Source organism: Micromonospora purpureochromogenes, assembly GCF_900091515.1.
Taxonomy (GTDB): Bacteria; Actinomycetota; Actinomycetes; order Mycobacteriales; family Micromonosporaceae; genus Micromonospora; species Micromonospora purpureochromogenes.
In genome coordinates, this window is record NZ_LT607410.1 from 5,612,758 (window position 1) to 5,625,845 (window position 13,088).

12 protein-coding genes are annotated in these 13,088 nt (G+C 71.7%); 4 read left to right on the forward strand and 8 right to left on the reverse strand.

The window, feature by feature from the left end:
• Positions 1 to 9 precede the first annotated feature (9 nt).
• Complete coding sequence (locus tag GA0074696_RS25575) at positions 10 to 1,602, reverse strand: amino acid permease (protein ID WP_088963433.1); 1,593 nt, start codon at positions 1,600 to 1,602, stop codon at positions 10 to 12.
• A 366-nt stretch (positions 1,603 to 1,968) separates the two neighbouring features.
• On the opposite strand from GA0074696_RS25575, the gene GA0074696_RS25580 reads away from it, so the two are divergent.
• Positions 1,969 to 2,871: an aminoglycoside phosphotransferase family protein gene (locus tag GA0074696_RS25580; RefSeq protein WP_197700783.1), complete on the forward strand. Its 903-nt coding sequence runs from the start codon at positions 1,969 to 1,971 to the stop codon at positions 2,869 to 2,871.
• A gap of 63 nt (positions 2,872 to 2,934) precedes the next feature.
• Here the strand turns inward: GA0074696_RS25580 and GA0074696_RS25585 are convergent, their stop codons facing one another.
• Positions 2,935 to 3,618, reverse strand: a complete 684-nt coding sequence (locus GA0074696_RS25585) for a DUF1345 domain-containing protein (RefSeq protein WP_157746111.1) — start codon at positions 3,616 to 3,618, stop codon at positions 2,935 to 2,937.
• 187 nt (positions 3,619 to 3,805) lie between these two features.
• Between GA0074696_RS25585 and GA0074696_RS25590 the strand changes: the two genes are divergently transcribed.
• Positions 3,806 to 4,288, forward strand: coding sequence for a hypothetical protein (locus GA0074696_RS25590; RefSeq protein WP_088963436.1), 483 nt, complete (start codon positions 3,806 to 3,808; stop codon positions 4,286 to 4,288).
• A gap of 210 nt (positions 4,289 to 4,498) precedes the next feature.
• Here GA0074696_RS25590 and GA0074696_RS25595 read toward each other — a convergent pair whose 3' ends face one another.
• The gene (locus tag GA0074696_RS25595) at positions 4,499 to 5,218 is read right to left on the reverse strand and encodes an SDR family NAD(P)-dependent oxidoreductase (RefSeq protein WP_088963437.1); all 720 of its coding nucleotides are present in this window, start codon (positions 5,216 to 5,218) and stop codon (positions 4,499 to 4,501) included.
• A gap of 70 nt (positions 5,219 to 5,288) precedes the next feature.
• Here GA0074696_RS25595 and GA0074696_RS25600 point away from each other — a divergent pair, with 70 nt between their 5' ends.
• Positions 5,289 to 6,146, forward strand: coding sequence for a LysR family transcriptional regulator (locus tag GA0074696_RS25600; protein WP_088963438.1), 858 nt, complete (start codon positions 5,289 to 5,291; stop codon positions 6,144 to 6,146).
• Positions 6,147 to 6,462: 316 nt separating this feature from the next.
• Positions 6,463 to 7,068 carry a YdeI/OmpD-associated family protein gene (locus GA0074696_RS25605; protein ID WP_088963439.1) on the forward strand — a complete coding sequence of 202 codons (606 nt, stop codon included), beginning with the start codon at positions 6,463 to 6,465 and terminating at the stop codon, positions 7,066 to 7,068.
• A 138-nt stretch (positions 7,069 to 7,206) separates the two neighbouring features.
• Here the strand turns inward: GA0074696_RS25605 and GA0074696_RS25610 are convergent, their stop codons facing one another.
• The 5 genes from GA0074696_RS25610 to pcaF form a co-directional block, all read right to left on the reverse strand.
• On the reverse strand, positions 7,207 to 7,797 hold the full coding sequence (locus tag GA0074696_RS25610; RefSeq protein ID WP_088963440.1) for a DinB family protein: 591 nt from the start codon (positions 7,795 to 7,797) through the stop codon (positions 7,207 to 7,209).
• A 217-nt stretch (positions 7,798 to 8,014) separates the two neighbouring features.
• On the reverse strand, positions 8,015 to 8,515 hold the full coding sequence (locus GA0074696_RS25615) for a DUF456 domain-containing protein (RefSeq protein WP_088963441.1): 501 nt from the start codon (positions 8,513 to 8,515) through the stop codon (positions 8,015 to 8,017).
• A gap of 76 nt (positions 8,516 to 8,591) precedes the next feature.
• The gene (locus tag GA0074696_RS25620; protein ID WP_088963442.1) at positions 8,592 to 10,760 is read right to left on the reverse strand and encodes a putative bifunctional diguanylate cyclase/phosphodiesterase; all 2,169 of its coding nucleotides are present in this window, start codon (positions 10,758 to 10,760) and stop codon (positions 8,592 to 8,594) included.
• 7 nt (positions 10,761 to 10,767) lie between these two features.
• A complete protein-coding gene (locus tag GA0074696_RS25625) occupies positions 10,768 to 11,586 on the reverse strand; it encodes an SAM-dependent methyltransferase (protein WP_088964817.1) in 819 nt (272 codons plus the stop codon).
• A 260-nt stretch (positions 11,587 to 11,846) separates the two neighbouring features.
• Positions 11,847 to 13,052, reverse strand: coding sequence for a 3-oxoadipyl-CoA thiolase (gene pcaF, locus GA0074696_RS25630; protein ID WP_088963443.1), 1,206 nt, complete (start codon positions 13,050 to 13,052; stop codon positions 11,847 to 11,849).
• Between the last annotated feature and the right edge of the window lie 36 nt (positions 13,053 to 13,088).

Genomic DNA, 13,088 nt, shown 5'->3' on the forward strand with positions numbered 1-13,088 from the left:
GGGGGCGGGTCAGGCCGGCTCGTCGGCCCGCGCGACGTCGGTGGCCGCTCGCGGCGCCGGCAGGTCGACGGTACGGCGGGGGCCGGTGAACCACTTCCGGGCCGAGGCGTACCACCAGACGGCGACCAGCAGCAGCAACCCGCCCACGGCGAGCGGCGCGTAGTTCACCGCCGACCAGCTGAAGTCGGCGTTGCCCGGCACCCCGGCGGGGACGATCGGCAGCACGAAGTAGACCGAGATGACGGCGATCTCGATCACCGCGATCCAGCCGAGCAGCTTGTACTTCGGGCCGAGCGTCCACGGCCCGGGCTGGAACCGGTCCCCCATCCGCAGCCGCAGCGCGATCGGGATGACGAACGACAGGTAGAGCCCGATCACCGCCACCGAGACCACGGCGTAGAAGGCGATCGGGATGCCGGACGGGCTCTCGTAGAGGGCGGGCAGGGTGAGCACCAGCCCGGCCAGGGTGGCGCCGATGATCGCGTTGACCGGGGTGCCGTTGCGGTCCACCTTCGACCAGAGCCGCCAGCCGGGCACCGCGCGGTCCCGGCTGAACGCGTACGTCATCCGGCTCATCGAGGTCACGCAGCTCATCCCGCAGAAGAACTGGCCGATGGTGGAGATGATGATGACGGCCTTGAAGAAGAACGGCGTCAGCGCGGTCTCGAAGATCGCCCCGGAGAAGCCGCCGGCCTCGTTGATCGCGTCGACGTCGGTGGCGGCGAAGAGGAAGGCCAGCAGCAGGATCCAGCCGCCGACCGCCGAATAGAAGATCGACCGCCAGAGTCCCTTGGCGGCGGCCTGGGACGCGCCCCGGGTCTCCTCGGAGACGTGCGCGCAGGCGTCGAAGCCGGTGATCGTGTACTGGGTGAGCAGGAAGCCCAGCGGCAGCACGTAGAACCAGAACGTCAGCCCGCCGGTGTCGCCGTCGCCGAAGCCGGAGTTGTTGAACCGCTCGGTGAAGACGAACCGGAAGCTCTGGTGGTCGTCCGGCACCAGCAGCAGGATCGCCACCACGGCCGCCGCGCCGGCCACGTGCCACCAGACCGAGACGTTCTGGAGTACGTCGATGATCCGGTGCCCGAAGATGTTGATCAGCCCGTGCAGCACCAGGATGACCACGAACAGCAGGAACGCCTGGCGCAGCGTTCCCGCCCAGCCGTCGAAGAGCGCCGACAGGGTCAGGTTGAGGAAGGTCGCGCAGCCGTAGTCCACCGAGGCGGTGACGGCGACCAGCCCGATCAGGTTGAGCCAGCCGGTGAACCAGCCGTGCACCGGGCGGCCCATCTTCGCCGCCCACCAGTAGATGCCGCCCGCAGTCGGGTACGCCGAGACCAGCTCGGCCAGGCAGAAGCCGATGATCAGGATGAACAGCGAGATCAGCGGCCAGCCCCAGGAGATGGCGACCGGGCCGCCGTTGTTCCACGCCTGGCCGAAGGTGGTGAAGCAGCCGGCCAGGATCGAGATGATCGAGAACGAGATGGCGAAGTTGGAGAAGCCGCTCCACTTGCGGCGCAACTCCTGCTGATAACCGAGTTCGGCGAGCCGTCGGGCGTCGTCGTCCATCGGTTGCTCGGCGGTCGGCGAGGGCGTCGTGGCCACTGCACACCTCCCTGAGGTGATCCCCGGTACGAGTGCGCCCGAGTCTCGTCCGGTGGATCACCGCGGTCAATCCGTCGCAAGTCCCGAACTCGCAAATTGCGTTGCCGGGCGGGGTGGCCCGGCGGCATGCTTGAGCCCGCGACCAGGCCCGATCGCGACGGGCCCACCCCGGGCGCTCGGCAACGCCCGGTCCGCGGCGGCGCGGGGCACCCACCTCTCTCTCACGTACGGCGTGCTCCGCCGTGCCCGACGGGTGCCCCGCGCCGCCGTCCCTCCGCGGGCGGGCCGGCGAGAAGAACCCCGGTGTCGGTGCTGGACAGCTAATCGGGTGGCAGCACACCGCCCAACCGCCCTACCGTGCCAGCCGTGCCCATCCATGATGACGAGATCCGGGCCACCGTCGGGCAGGTGCGCCGCCTGGTGGCGGCCCAGTGCCCGCAGTGGGCCGACCTTCCCGTGACACCCCTGGCAGACGAGTTCGAGGGCACCGACCACGTGCTCTTTCGGATCGGCAACGAACTCGTCGCCCGGATGCCCAAGATTGCCTGGGCGGTCGACCAGGCCGATTCTGATGCGCGGTGGCTGCCCTTGCTGGCGTCCCACCTGCCGGTCCGGATTCCCGTTCCGCTTCACGTGGGCGAGCCGGGCGCGGGGTACCCGTGGCGGTGGACCGTGGTGCCGTGGGTCGTGGGGAGCACCCCTCCCAGGCTTGGCTGCGACGACGTACTCCTGGCCCGCGATGTGGCAGCCTTCGTTCGCGCCCTGCACGCGGTGGATCCGGCCGGAGGCCCGGTCAAGCCACCGGGTTCCCGCGGGGCCGCCCTGCTCCACGCCGATGAAGGCGTCCGCCGGGTGCTGCCCCGGCTCGCCGAGCATGACGACGGCTTCGATGTGACCGCGGCCGAGGCGGCCTGGGACGCCTGCCTGGCTGCTCCTGAGTGGGACCGGGACCCGGTCTGGATCCACGGTGATCTGCAACCGGGCAACCTGATCACCGACCGCGGCCGACTGGCCGCGGTCATCGACTTCGGCGCACTCGGCGTCGGCGACCCGGCGCCGGACGTGGCTCCGGCGCTATGGACCTTCACCGGCGCGGCCCGGGGAGCCTTCCGAGAGGCAATCGAGTACGACGACGCCACCTGGCGCCGCGCCTGCGGCTGGGCCCTCGCACCGTCGCTGACCGGCATCGACTACTACCGGCACACCTTCCCGCGAATGGCCGAGCACGGTCGCCGAACGGTGCGCGCAGTGCTCGCCGAACTGGCGTGAGTGCCACTGCCCGCCGACTGGCTACGCGCGCTCAGCGCACCCGCACTTCGAGGTTTGACCCGGTCAGCGGGCCAGGTCGGCGATGAGGCTGACGGAACCCGCGACGATCACCACACCGAACACGTAGGACAGAAAGGCATGGGTCAGCACGGTGCCCCGGATCCGCGGATCGCCGATGGACGTGTCCGACACCTGATAGGTCATGCCGATCGTGAAGGCGACGTAGGCCAGGTCGCGGTAGGTGGGCCGCCCTTGCGCGGACTCGCCACCGAAGCCGATCCCTCCGGTCGTCGATCGGAATTGCAGGTCGGCGTAACGCAGGGTGAAGACCGTGTTGACAACGGTCCACGACAACAGGACGGTCAGCATTGCGACGCCGACGAGCAGCACCCGTGTTGAGCCGCTCTGCCGGCCGGCGAGGCTGAGCGCAAGGCCGACACCCAGCAGACTGGTGACACCCGCTCCTACCAGCAGCACTGCGGCGGTTACCCGCGTCTCGTCCTCACGCATGGCGAGCGTCTCGGTGTGGGAACTGTCCGCCCTCATGATGACCGGCCAGATGGTGATGAGGAAGGCGACCGCGGCGGCGTCCCAGCCCCCCACCGCGGCCAACTTCCACGTCATGAACGGCAGGAGCGCCAGAGCGACGATGAGCCCGATGGAGGCGACGATGACGGCTCGCCGCAGGGCTGGGGCGTGCCAGCCCAGGCATCGGTGATACCACGTCTCTCGGGGCATGCCGGTCATCGTCCGAGTGTCTCCCACCGGATCGCATGACGTGCCCATAGCAGCCCAAAGCGAGCGCGTCGGTCACCTGGATCGCCTGGCCACCTGGGGGCAGCGGCCACCCGCCAACGGTCGTTGCGCGCTGATCGTTGCTGGTCCGGTTGTCCCAACCAGCGGTGTTCGCCGAGGGCCGGACTATGGTTTTCGCATGGTGGTCCAACCGTCCGTTGCCGTCGCTGCCGCCTTCCTCGCAGACGGACCTGCCGAGGACGTCGACCTCAGCCTGTTCGGACAGTTCGCCGGATCCTGGGTACTGGACTGTACGGAGTACGGCCTCGACGGGTCCTCGACTGTTCGCCGCGGCGAGTGGCACTTCGGGTACGCGTTGGGCGGGCGGGCGACCACCGATGTCTGGATCCTGCCCGGGGTCGAACACGGTGTCAGCCTGCGGTTTCCCGATCCCGCGGCCGGCGCGGGCGTATGGCGCTCGACGTGGGTGGGACCGGGCCGGCGTCGCACGCACATGTTCCTGGCCTCCCGCGTCGAAGGGCAGATCGTGCTCGACGGCGACGATCTGCGCTGGACCTTCTCCGACATCGAGGTTGATGCATTCCGCTGGAGTAACCAGGCGCAGCAGCCCGACGGCACGTGGCGGCTGCAGCAGACGTTCCGGGTCTGGCGGCAGAGCTGACTCCCCTCTCGGCGTCGCTCCGGGTTACGACTCGGACCGGGACCCATCCGGATCTGACGATGAGCGTGTACCGGCCGGGGCCGGCTCCCGCCACTCATCTGGCCGGCTCTGGCCTACCCTCGCCCCTCGATTCGCCGCAATGGATACCGGGGTTTCGTCTGCCTTGATCTTCCGCTCAGGTAGCTGGGGTCAGCGGCTGGGGACGAGCGGCTACCACGGCACTGGGCCGTCGTCGCTGGACAGCGTGCCGGTCGGCCCGTCCGCGGGCAGGGTGGCCAGGTGTACCGCGATCGCTGCGCCCTGCGCGGCTGTCCGGTCGACCGTCAGGCCGAGCGGGCGGGTGAAATCGGTGTCGCACAGGCCCGGGTCTGCCGCGTTGACCAGGATGGCGGTGCCTCGCAGTTCCTTGGCGTATTGGATGGTCAGCGAGTTGAGCGCGGATTTGGCCGCCGGGTAGGAGGCCATGGCCGGCATCCCGGCGAGGTAGTGGGCTTGGTCGCTCATCCGGGTCAGCGAGCCGACGCTGCTGCTGACGTTGACGATCCGGCCGGCCGGCGAGCGGAGCAGCAGCGGGAGCATCGCGTTGGTGACCCGGATGACGCCGAAGACGTTGGTGTCGAACACCGCGGCCAAGTCCGCCAGGCCGGCACCGCTGGGGAGCACGCCGAGCCGCCCGCTGATGCCGGCGTTGTTGACTAGGACGTCGAGGTGACTGAACCGCTGGCCGATCAGGTCCGCCGCCGCGTCGACGGTCGATTGGTCGGTAACGTCCAGCGCCAACGGGTGGGCGCGCGGGCCAATTTCCGCGGCGACCTCGGCGCAGCGGGCGAGGTCGCGGCCGCTGACCAGGACGGTGTTCCCCGAAGCGGCGAGTTGTTCGGCGATGGCGCGGCCGATGCCGCGGTTGGCTCCGGTGACAAGTGCGATCATGCTGCCAGCACAACACCGGTCGCGGCGGGGACCAACACCAATCCACACACCGCACCGATACCCTGCAGGTATGGATCGTGGAAGCGGTGCGGACCGCATCGAGACGCGGGAACTGGCGTACTTCGTCGCAGTCGCCGAGACCTGCCACTTCGGCCGGGCGGCGCAGCGGCTCGGCATCGCGCAACCGCCACTGTCACGGGCGATCAGCCGGCTCGAACGGCGGCTCGGGGTCGTGCTACTGGAGCGCACCAGCCGCCGGGTGGCGCTCACCGTGGCTGGCGAAGTGCTGCTCGCCGAGGGGCGTCGGGCACTCGACACGATCGACACCGCAGTCGCGCGGGCCCGAACGGCGGCGCGGCCTCGGCTGCGGCTTGCGCTCAAGCCTGGCGGCGACGGCGGCCTGCTGGCGCCGATCCTTGCGGCGTACCGCGACGAACCGTGCGCCGTCGAGGTTGAGCTGGTGCCCTGCGCCGCCGATGAACAGACGGGTCTGCTGCGGCGCGGCGCGGCGGACGCGGCCCTTGTCCAGGGTCACCAGCCGGACCTGGACCAACTGGACAGCGAGGTGCTTCTAGTAGAGCCGCAGGTAGTCGCGCTGGCCGGCGACCACCCGCTGGCCGGCGCTGCGACACTGCGGCTGGCCGACGTAGCCGCCAACCTGCTTCCCGCCACCCGCGTCGCCCTCGACCCGGCCGCGGCACTGCAACTCGTCGCGCTCGGCCGTGCCACCGTCCTGGTGCCGGCCTCGCTACAGGGCCAGCTGCGACGCGACGTGGTGTGCGTGCCCGTGCAGGACGCGGCGCCGAGCCGGCTGCTGCTCGCCTGGCCGGCACAGCAACGCTCACCGGCACTCGCCGCCTTCGTCCGCATCGCGCTCAGCTCGGGGCATCGGTCAATACCTGCCCCCGGCGGTATCGCCGACGCTTGATCACATATCCGGATCTGCCGCAGACCGAGCGGTTGAGGTGCGCGGCTGGATCCCCGGGCGTCGCCCACTCGTACGGCGTCTGGCGGCCACCGTGGATGGCGCTGGCGATTCTCAGAGGCCCGTGGTCGTGGACGACGCTCGCCGCAACCGGCACGTGCACGAGGAGTCCGACATGCCAGGTCGACGTCGAGACCGTCCTGAGCATCGAGGTCCTGCCCCCGACGGTCCGCCGAGCGACCGGCGCGCCGGCACCCCGGCGAGTCGGGCTGGCCCTCAGGCAGAGGCCGCGGCAACAGCGCAGCGGTAGCCTGCCGTCATGGCCAGCGCTGAACTGGATGAGTTGATCGTCGCGGACGCCGACGCGCTGCGCGCGTGGTTGTCGGCCAACCACGCCACGTCGCCCGGCGTCTGGCTCGCCCTGACCAAGAAGGGCGGCACAGTCACAACGCTGACCTGGCAGCAGGCGGTCGACGAGGCCCTGTGTTTCGGCTGGATCGACGGGCAAACCCGCAAACGGGATCAGGAAACCTCCTGGATCCGGTTCACCCCTCGCAGGCCCCGCAGTTCCTGGTCACAACGCAACGTCGCCCACGTGGCCCGGCTGGAGGCGCAGGGGCGAATGCTGCCCCCAGGCCGCGCCGCGGTGGAAGCCGCGAAGGCGGACGGGCGATGGGCGGCCGCCTACGCCCCGCCGTCGGAAGCCGAGGTGCCGGCCGACCTCCTCGCCTCCATCGCTGCCGACCCCGCCGCCCAGGCCATGTTCGACGTACTCACCAAAACCAACCGGTTCGCTCTCATCCACCGCGTCAATGCCGTCAAACGGGCGCAGACCCGCGAGCGGAAGATCAGCGAGTTCGTTGCCATGCTGGCCCGTCACGAGACGATTCACCCGCAGAAGGATAAGCCTCCGAACTCGCCGTAACCGGCATCTTCATGATCATGTGCACTCACTTGCCGCGCAGCGCTCGTCCCGCAAGGCAACCAGCTCACGGGTGCACGCATCCGGACGTGCCGAAGAGCGGATGCTGAACTCACCGAGTGTGCCGACGGGACCGGGCGGCTATCCGAAGCGGTCAGCCAGCTTCGTCAGCTTGCTGACGTACGCCGGCCAGTCATAGTCGTCGGGGATGTTGGTGTTCTCCCGCCGCAGGCCGATCGCCGTGTCGTGCTGCTCGCGCATGATGTCGGCGTGACCGGCGTGACGAGCGAGGTCGCAGGTCACGTGGACGATGATCCTTTGCAGCGTCACGGCCTGTGCACCTGGCCGCCACCACGGCACCCGCCCCGGAGCCTCGAGCGGTAGTTGTTCGATCGTCTGATCCGCGAACACCCCGACACGGCGATACAGGTCGATCAGCCCATCCTTCGTCTCCTCCTCTCGCGCGTACCAGTCTGCCTGCGGGTCCTCCTCGAACGCCTGCATGGGGACCAGTTCCTCAGGCGTCGGGAATTCGCGTCCGAAGGTAGGCCCGAAGTAGCCGGCTTCGACATTGAGGCAATGCTTGAGGACTCCCAGCAGGTTGTTGCCGGTCGCGGTGCGAGGCAGTCTGGCTTCGCGTTCGCTCAGCCCGTCGAGCTTCCAGATCAGGTCTTCGCGAGTCGCCTGGAGGTAGTGGTGCAGCGCAGCCTTCGCATCGCCCAAGTCAGCCATGCCCGCCAGTCTTCCTTATGCGCCGAGCCATCGTGCGAGGTGTCGTCTGCAAGATCAGCGCGCGGCTGGGGCGGTCGGCATCCTCCTCTGCCGCTGGTCGAGCGCGCCGGGCGCCGGCGGGCCGGTCACCATTCGGGCCACGCATCGAGCCCGCCGAGAACGGTGATCCGCATGGCGTCGGCCTGACCGGTGCCCACCGCCCGGACCGGCCGCTGGCTCAGGCGAACAGCAGGCCGGCGACCCAGAGGGCGGCGACGACCAGCCCGGCCAGGAACTCCACCATCATCGACAGCCCGGCCGCCTTGAGCGCCTGCACGGTCGCCGGCCAGGCGAGCTGGTTGCTGCCCAGTCGCAGCCGCTCGGCGCCGAACACCCCGCCGACGAAGCCGAGCACCAGCCCCACCACCGGGATCACGAAGAACCCCACCAGGCCGAGCAGGCCGCCGGCGAGCAGCGACGAGGTGGGTACCCCGGTCCGTTTCAGGTTCCGCCCCGGCCAGGCGTACTTGACGACGGTCCCGCCGGCGGCGACCAGGGTGGCCGCGGCGAGCACCGCCCACCGGCCCGGGCCCGCGCCGCCGAAGAGCGCCCAGACCAGCACGCCGCCCCAGCACAGCGGCAGCGCCGGCAGCCCGGGCACCACCACGCCGGCCAGTCCGGCCAGGATGGCCAGCGCGGCCACCACCGACACGGCCGCCTGTGAATCGGTCAGGCCCACGCCGCCTCCGCCCGTCGCCCACGGCCCCCGGTGGGACCACCACCCGGGTACGCCCCGCCGCGCCCGACCCGACCGCTCACGCCGCCGCCTCCCCGCCGCGCAGCCGGGCGGTGATCTCCTCCGCCGGCATCGGCGGGCCGAACCAGCGCCCCTGACCGGTGTCGCAGCGCAGCGCCCGCAGCCGTTCGGCCTGGGCGCCGGTCTCCACGGCCTCGGCGGTCACCGACAGCTCCAGCGCGTGCGCGAGCCGGACCAGGGCGTCCACGATGCGCTCGTCCCGATGGTCGACGGGGGCGTCCGGTTCCTCGGCCCGGATCCCCTCGACGAACGGGCCGGCCAGCTTCAGGCAGTGGATCGGCAGCCGCCGCAGGTACGCCAGGTTGGAGTATCCGGTGCCGAAGTCGTCGATGGCGAGCCGGACGCCCAGCCCGGCGAGCCGGCGCAGCGAGCGCAGCGGCTCGCCCGCGGTGCCCATCACCGCGCTCTCGGTCAACTCCAGCTGCAACAGCTCCGCCGGCAGGCCCGTCCGGCTCAGCGCGTCCGCCACAGTGTCCACGATGGCCGGCTCGTCGGCCTGCCGGGCGGCCAGGTTGACGCTGACCACCAGCGGCTGCGCGGGGAACTCACGGTGCCAGGCCCGGGCGTCGCGGCAGGCCTGCCCCAGCACCCACTCGCCGAGCCGGACGATCAGGCCGGTCTCCTCGGCCAGCCCGATGAACCGGTCCGGCCCGACCAGGCCCAGCTCCGGGTGTCGCCAGCGGACCAGCGCCTCCACCGCCAGCATCTCCCCGTCCAGCAGCGAGACGATCGGCTGGTAGTGGACCACGAACTCGTCCCGGTCCAGGGCGGCCGGCAGCCCGGCGGCGAGCGCCGACCGGGCGATGTCGGCGGCGCTGCGCTCCGGGTCGTACACCGCCCAGCGGCCCCGGCCCTCCGCCTTCGCCCAGTACAGGGTGGTGTCGGCGGCCTTCATCAGCTCGGAGGCGCTGGTCTCCGCGGCCGGGCACTCCACCACGCCGACGCTGGCGGAGACCGCGAGCTGCTGGTCGCCGACCAGCACCGGGGCGGAGACGGCGGCCAGGGCCAGCTCGGCGACGCCGACGGCGTCGTCCAGCCCGTCGCCGCCGTCGACCAGGATGACGAACTCGTCGCCGCCCATTCGGGCGACCAGGTGACCCTGCCCGGCCACGCAGTCGGCCAGCCGGCGGGCGATGGTGATCAGCAGCCGGTCGCCGAGGTCGTGGCCGAGGCTGTCGTTGACCGCCTTGAAGCCGTCCAGGTCCAGGAAGCAGACGGCGATCCGCTGCTCCGGACCGGCCCGCTCGAAGCACCGCCCCAGGGTCTCGAAGAACAGCGTCCGGTTGGGCAGGCCGGTCAGCGGGTCGTGCAGGGCCTGGAACCGCAGTCGCTGCTGGAGTTCGTACCGCTCGGTGATGTCCTCGATCATCGCCACCGTGAACCGGGGGCGTCCGTCGTCGTGCCGGATCAGCGAGACCGCCAGGTCGGTCCAGACGACGGTGCCGTCCTTGCGGTGGTAGCGCTTCTCCACCCGGGCGTGGTCGTGCTTGCCCTCGATCAGCTCCTGGTACAGCTCCCACATGCCGGCGGCGTCGTCGGCGTGGAACAGCGACGCCACGTTGATCTGGCGCAGCTCGTCGACGGTGTAGCCCAGCATGTCGGCGAAGGACTGGTTGACCTCGATGATCTGCCCGTCGATGCCGGCGATGCCGATCCCGATCGCCGCGCCGGTGAAGACCGCGCGGAAGCGGGCCTCGCTGTCGCGCAGCGCCCGCTCCACCGCGTCGCGGGCCTGCCAGGCCGAGCGGGCGATGCGTTCCTGCTGGCTGAAGGTCCGGTTGCGCAGGGCGCGGGCGAAGCCGGCCGCGAGCGCCCCCTGCAACGCCGCCACCCGGTCGGCGGCGTCGGCGGGGTGGACCCGGTCCGGCAGCACCTGTGCCAGGAACCGGTGACCGAGGGCGTGCACCGACCAGTCCAGCACCCGGGGCTCGGTGAGGTGCGCCTCCACCAGCGCCCGGCCCACGTCCTCCGCCGGGGTGGCGGAGAACTGCCGGGCCAGCACGGCCTGGCCCAGCCGTACGGTGTGGACGAGCAGCAGCCGCTCGGTCTCCTCCGCGCTCAGCGGCACGAAACCGAGCCGGCGCACCGCCCGGGCCCAGTCGGCGGCGTACCGCTGGGCGCCGGGGCGGCTGAGAGCGTCCCCGCCGGAATCCGGGACGGCGGCCATGTCGGGCTCAGCCGGCGGCGCGGTCGTACCGGGCGACGCCGCCGAAGGCGCCGAACCGCTCCGGGTGCTCGTCCACGTCGGAGGGTGAGTCCGGCCGCCACAGCGGCATGTGCACCACGCCCGGCTCCAGGATCGTCCAGTCGCCGAAGAAGCCGGTGATCTCGGCCCGGGAGCGCAGCGTGATCTCGGTGGCGGTACGCGCCGACAGCCGCTGCGCGTCGAGCATCTCCTGCGGCTGGTCCTCGAAGGTCGAGTGGGAGACGACCAGGAAGCTGCCGGGCACCGCGGCGGCCCGCAGGGCGGCGAGGATGTCGGCCGGGCGGTCGACGTCGGGGATGAAGTGCACCACCCCGGCGAGCAGGATGCCGACCGGGCGGCTGAAGTCGATCAGGCCGCTGGCCCGGGCCTCGTCCAGGATCAGCTTGGGCTCCCGCAGGTCGGCGCGGATCGCGGTGGCCCGGTCGTTGCCGGCGAGCAGCTCCAGGCTGTGCGCCACGGCCACCGGATCGATGTCGACGTAGACGATCCGGGCCTGCGGGTTGACGGCCTGCGCCACCTCGTGCACGTTGCCGACGGTGGGGATGCCCGAGCCGATGTCGAGGAACTGGTCGATGCCGGCGTCGAGCAGCACCCGGACGGCCCGGCGCAGGAACTCCCGCCCGGAGCGCATGGTGGCCGCCAGGTTCGGCGTCATGCTGGCTATCTGCTCGGCGAGCTGCCGGTCGATCTCGAAGTTGTGCGCGCCGCCGAGGAAGTAGTCGTAGACCCGGGCCGCGCTCGGCCGGCTCAGGTCTATCTCGGCGGGAGTTCCGTCCGGCATCTGCATCCGTTCGCCCCAGTTCGTCGCCGCGGTGCGGGAGGGCACCGGTGTCCGGACGCGCGCAGGCACGCGGAGGCGACACCGGCCGACCCGCGGAAGGTGTGGTGCTGACCACTCTAGGCGCGTACGCCCGAGCGCGGGAGATCCACATTTGAGGGGGTGATCACCTGTCCGCCCGCAGCGTCCCGACGACGGTACCCGCCGGTGTCCCGGGGCCCGGGACACCGGCAGCCGCTCGACCTCGCGCCGGCCGTCGGCGCGACGGGTCAGGCGGCGGACTCCAGCATCAGCGCGATGCCCTGCCCGACGCCGATGCACATGGTGGCCAGCGCCCGCCGGCCGCCCCGGCGGCGCAGCTCCAGCGCGGCGGTCAGCGCCAGCCGGGCGCCGCTGGCGCCGAGCGGGTGGCCGAGCGCGATGGCGCCGCCGTTGGGGTTGACGTGCTCGGCGTCCTCCGGCAGGCCCAGCTCGCGCAGCACCGCCACTCCCTGCGCGGCGAACGCCTCGTTCAGCTCGACCACGTCGACGTCGCCGAGGCCCACGCCGAGCCGGTCGAGCAGCTTACGGGTGGCCGGCACCGGCCCGATGCCCATGATCCGGGGCGGTACGCCGGCCGCGGCGGCCCCGCCGACCCGGGCCAGCGGGGTCAGTCCGTACCGGGCGACCGCGGCCTCGGAGGCGACCAGCAGCGCCACCGCGCCGTCGTTGACGCCGGAGGAGTTGCCGGCGGTCACCGTGCCGCCCTCGCGGAACGGGGTGGGCAGCGCCGCCAGCTTCTCCAGCGACGTCTCCCGGGGGTGCTCGTCGACCTCGACCAGCTTCGTCTCGCGCCGCCCGGCCGGCACGGTCACCGGCACGATCTCCTCGGCGAATCGGCCGTCGGCCTGCGCCTTGGCGGCCCGCTGCTGGGAGCGCAGCGCGAACTCGTCCTGCGCGGCCCGGTCGACGCCGAACTCGGCGGCCACGTTCTCCGCCGTCTCGGGCATCGAGTCGATGCCCCAGCCGGCCTTCATCAGCGGGTTGACCAGCCGCCAGCCGATGGTGGTGTCGTACACCTCGGCGGTGCGGGCGAACGGCGTCGCCGCCTTCGGCATGACGAACGGCGCGCGGCTCATGCTCTCCACCCCGCCGGCGACCACCAGGTCGGCCTCGCCGGCCATGATGGACCGGGCGGCGGTGGCCAGCGCGTCCAGGCCGGAGCCGCAGAGCCGGTTGACCGTGCTGCCGGGGACCTCCTCGGGCAGCCCGCCGAGCAGCGCCGCCATCCGGGCGACGTTGCGGTTGTCCTCGCCGGCCTGGTTGGCGCAGCCGAGCACCACGTCGTCGGTGCGGGCCCAGTCCACCGAGGGGTGGCGGGCGACCAGCTCGCGGATCACGTGGGCGGCGAGGTCGTCGGGGCGTACCCCGGCGAGGGCGCCGGCGTACCGGCCGATCGGGGTGCGGACTCCGGCCACGAGGTATGCCACGGTCATCGGCGCTGTCCTTCGGGGGGTGGAAGGGGCTCGGCG

Bases quoted from the DNA above. Each gene is read 5' to 3' on its own strand.
- GA0074696_RS25585 (WP_157746111.1), bottom strand. From the start codon at position 3,618: ATGACCGGCATGCCCCGAGAGACGTGGTATCACCGATGCCTGGGCTGG.
- GA0074696_RS25590 (WP_088963436.1), top strand. From the start codon at position 3,806: ATGGTGGTCCAACCGTCCGTTGCCGTCGCTGCCGCCTTCCTCGCAGAC.
- GA0074696_RS25595 (WP_088963437.1), bottom strand. From the start codon at position 5,218: ATGATCGCACTTGTCACCGGAGCCAACCGCGGCATCGGCCGCGCCATC.
- GA0074696_RS25600 (WP_088963438.1), top strand. From the start codon at position 5,289: ATGGATCGTGGAAGCGGTGCGGACCGCATCGAGACGCGGGAACTGGCG.
- GA0074696_RS25605 (WP_088963439.1), top strand. From the start codon at position 6,463: ATGGCCAGCGCTGAACTGGATGAGTTGATCGTCGCGGACGCCGACGCG.
- GA0074696_RS25610 (WP_088963440.1), bottom strand. From the start codon at position 7,797: ATGGCTGACTTGGGCGATGCGAAGGCTGCGCTGCACCACTACCTCCAG.
- GA0074696_RS25620 (WP_088963442.1), bottom strand. From the start codon at position 10,760: ATGGCCGCCGTCCCGGATTCCGGCGGGGACGCTCTCAGCCGCCCCGGC.
- GA0074696_RS25625 (WP_088964817.1), bottom strand. From the start codon at position 11,586: ATGCAGATGCCGGACGGAACTCCCGCCGAGATAGACCTGAGCCGGCCG.
- pcaF (WP_088963443.1), bottom strand. From the start codon at position 13,052: ATGACCGTGGCATACCTCGTGGCCGGAGTCCGCACCCCGATCGGCCGG.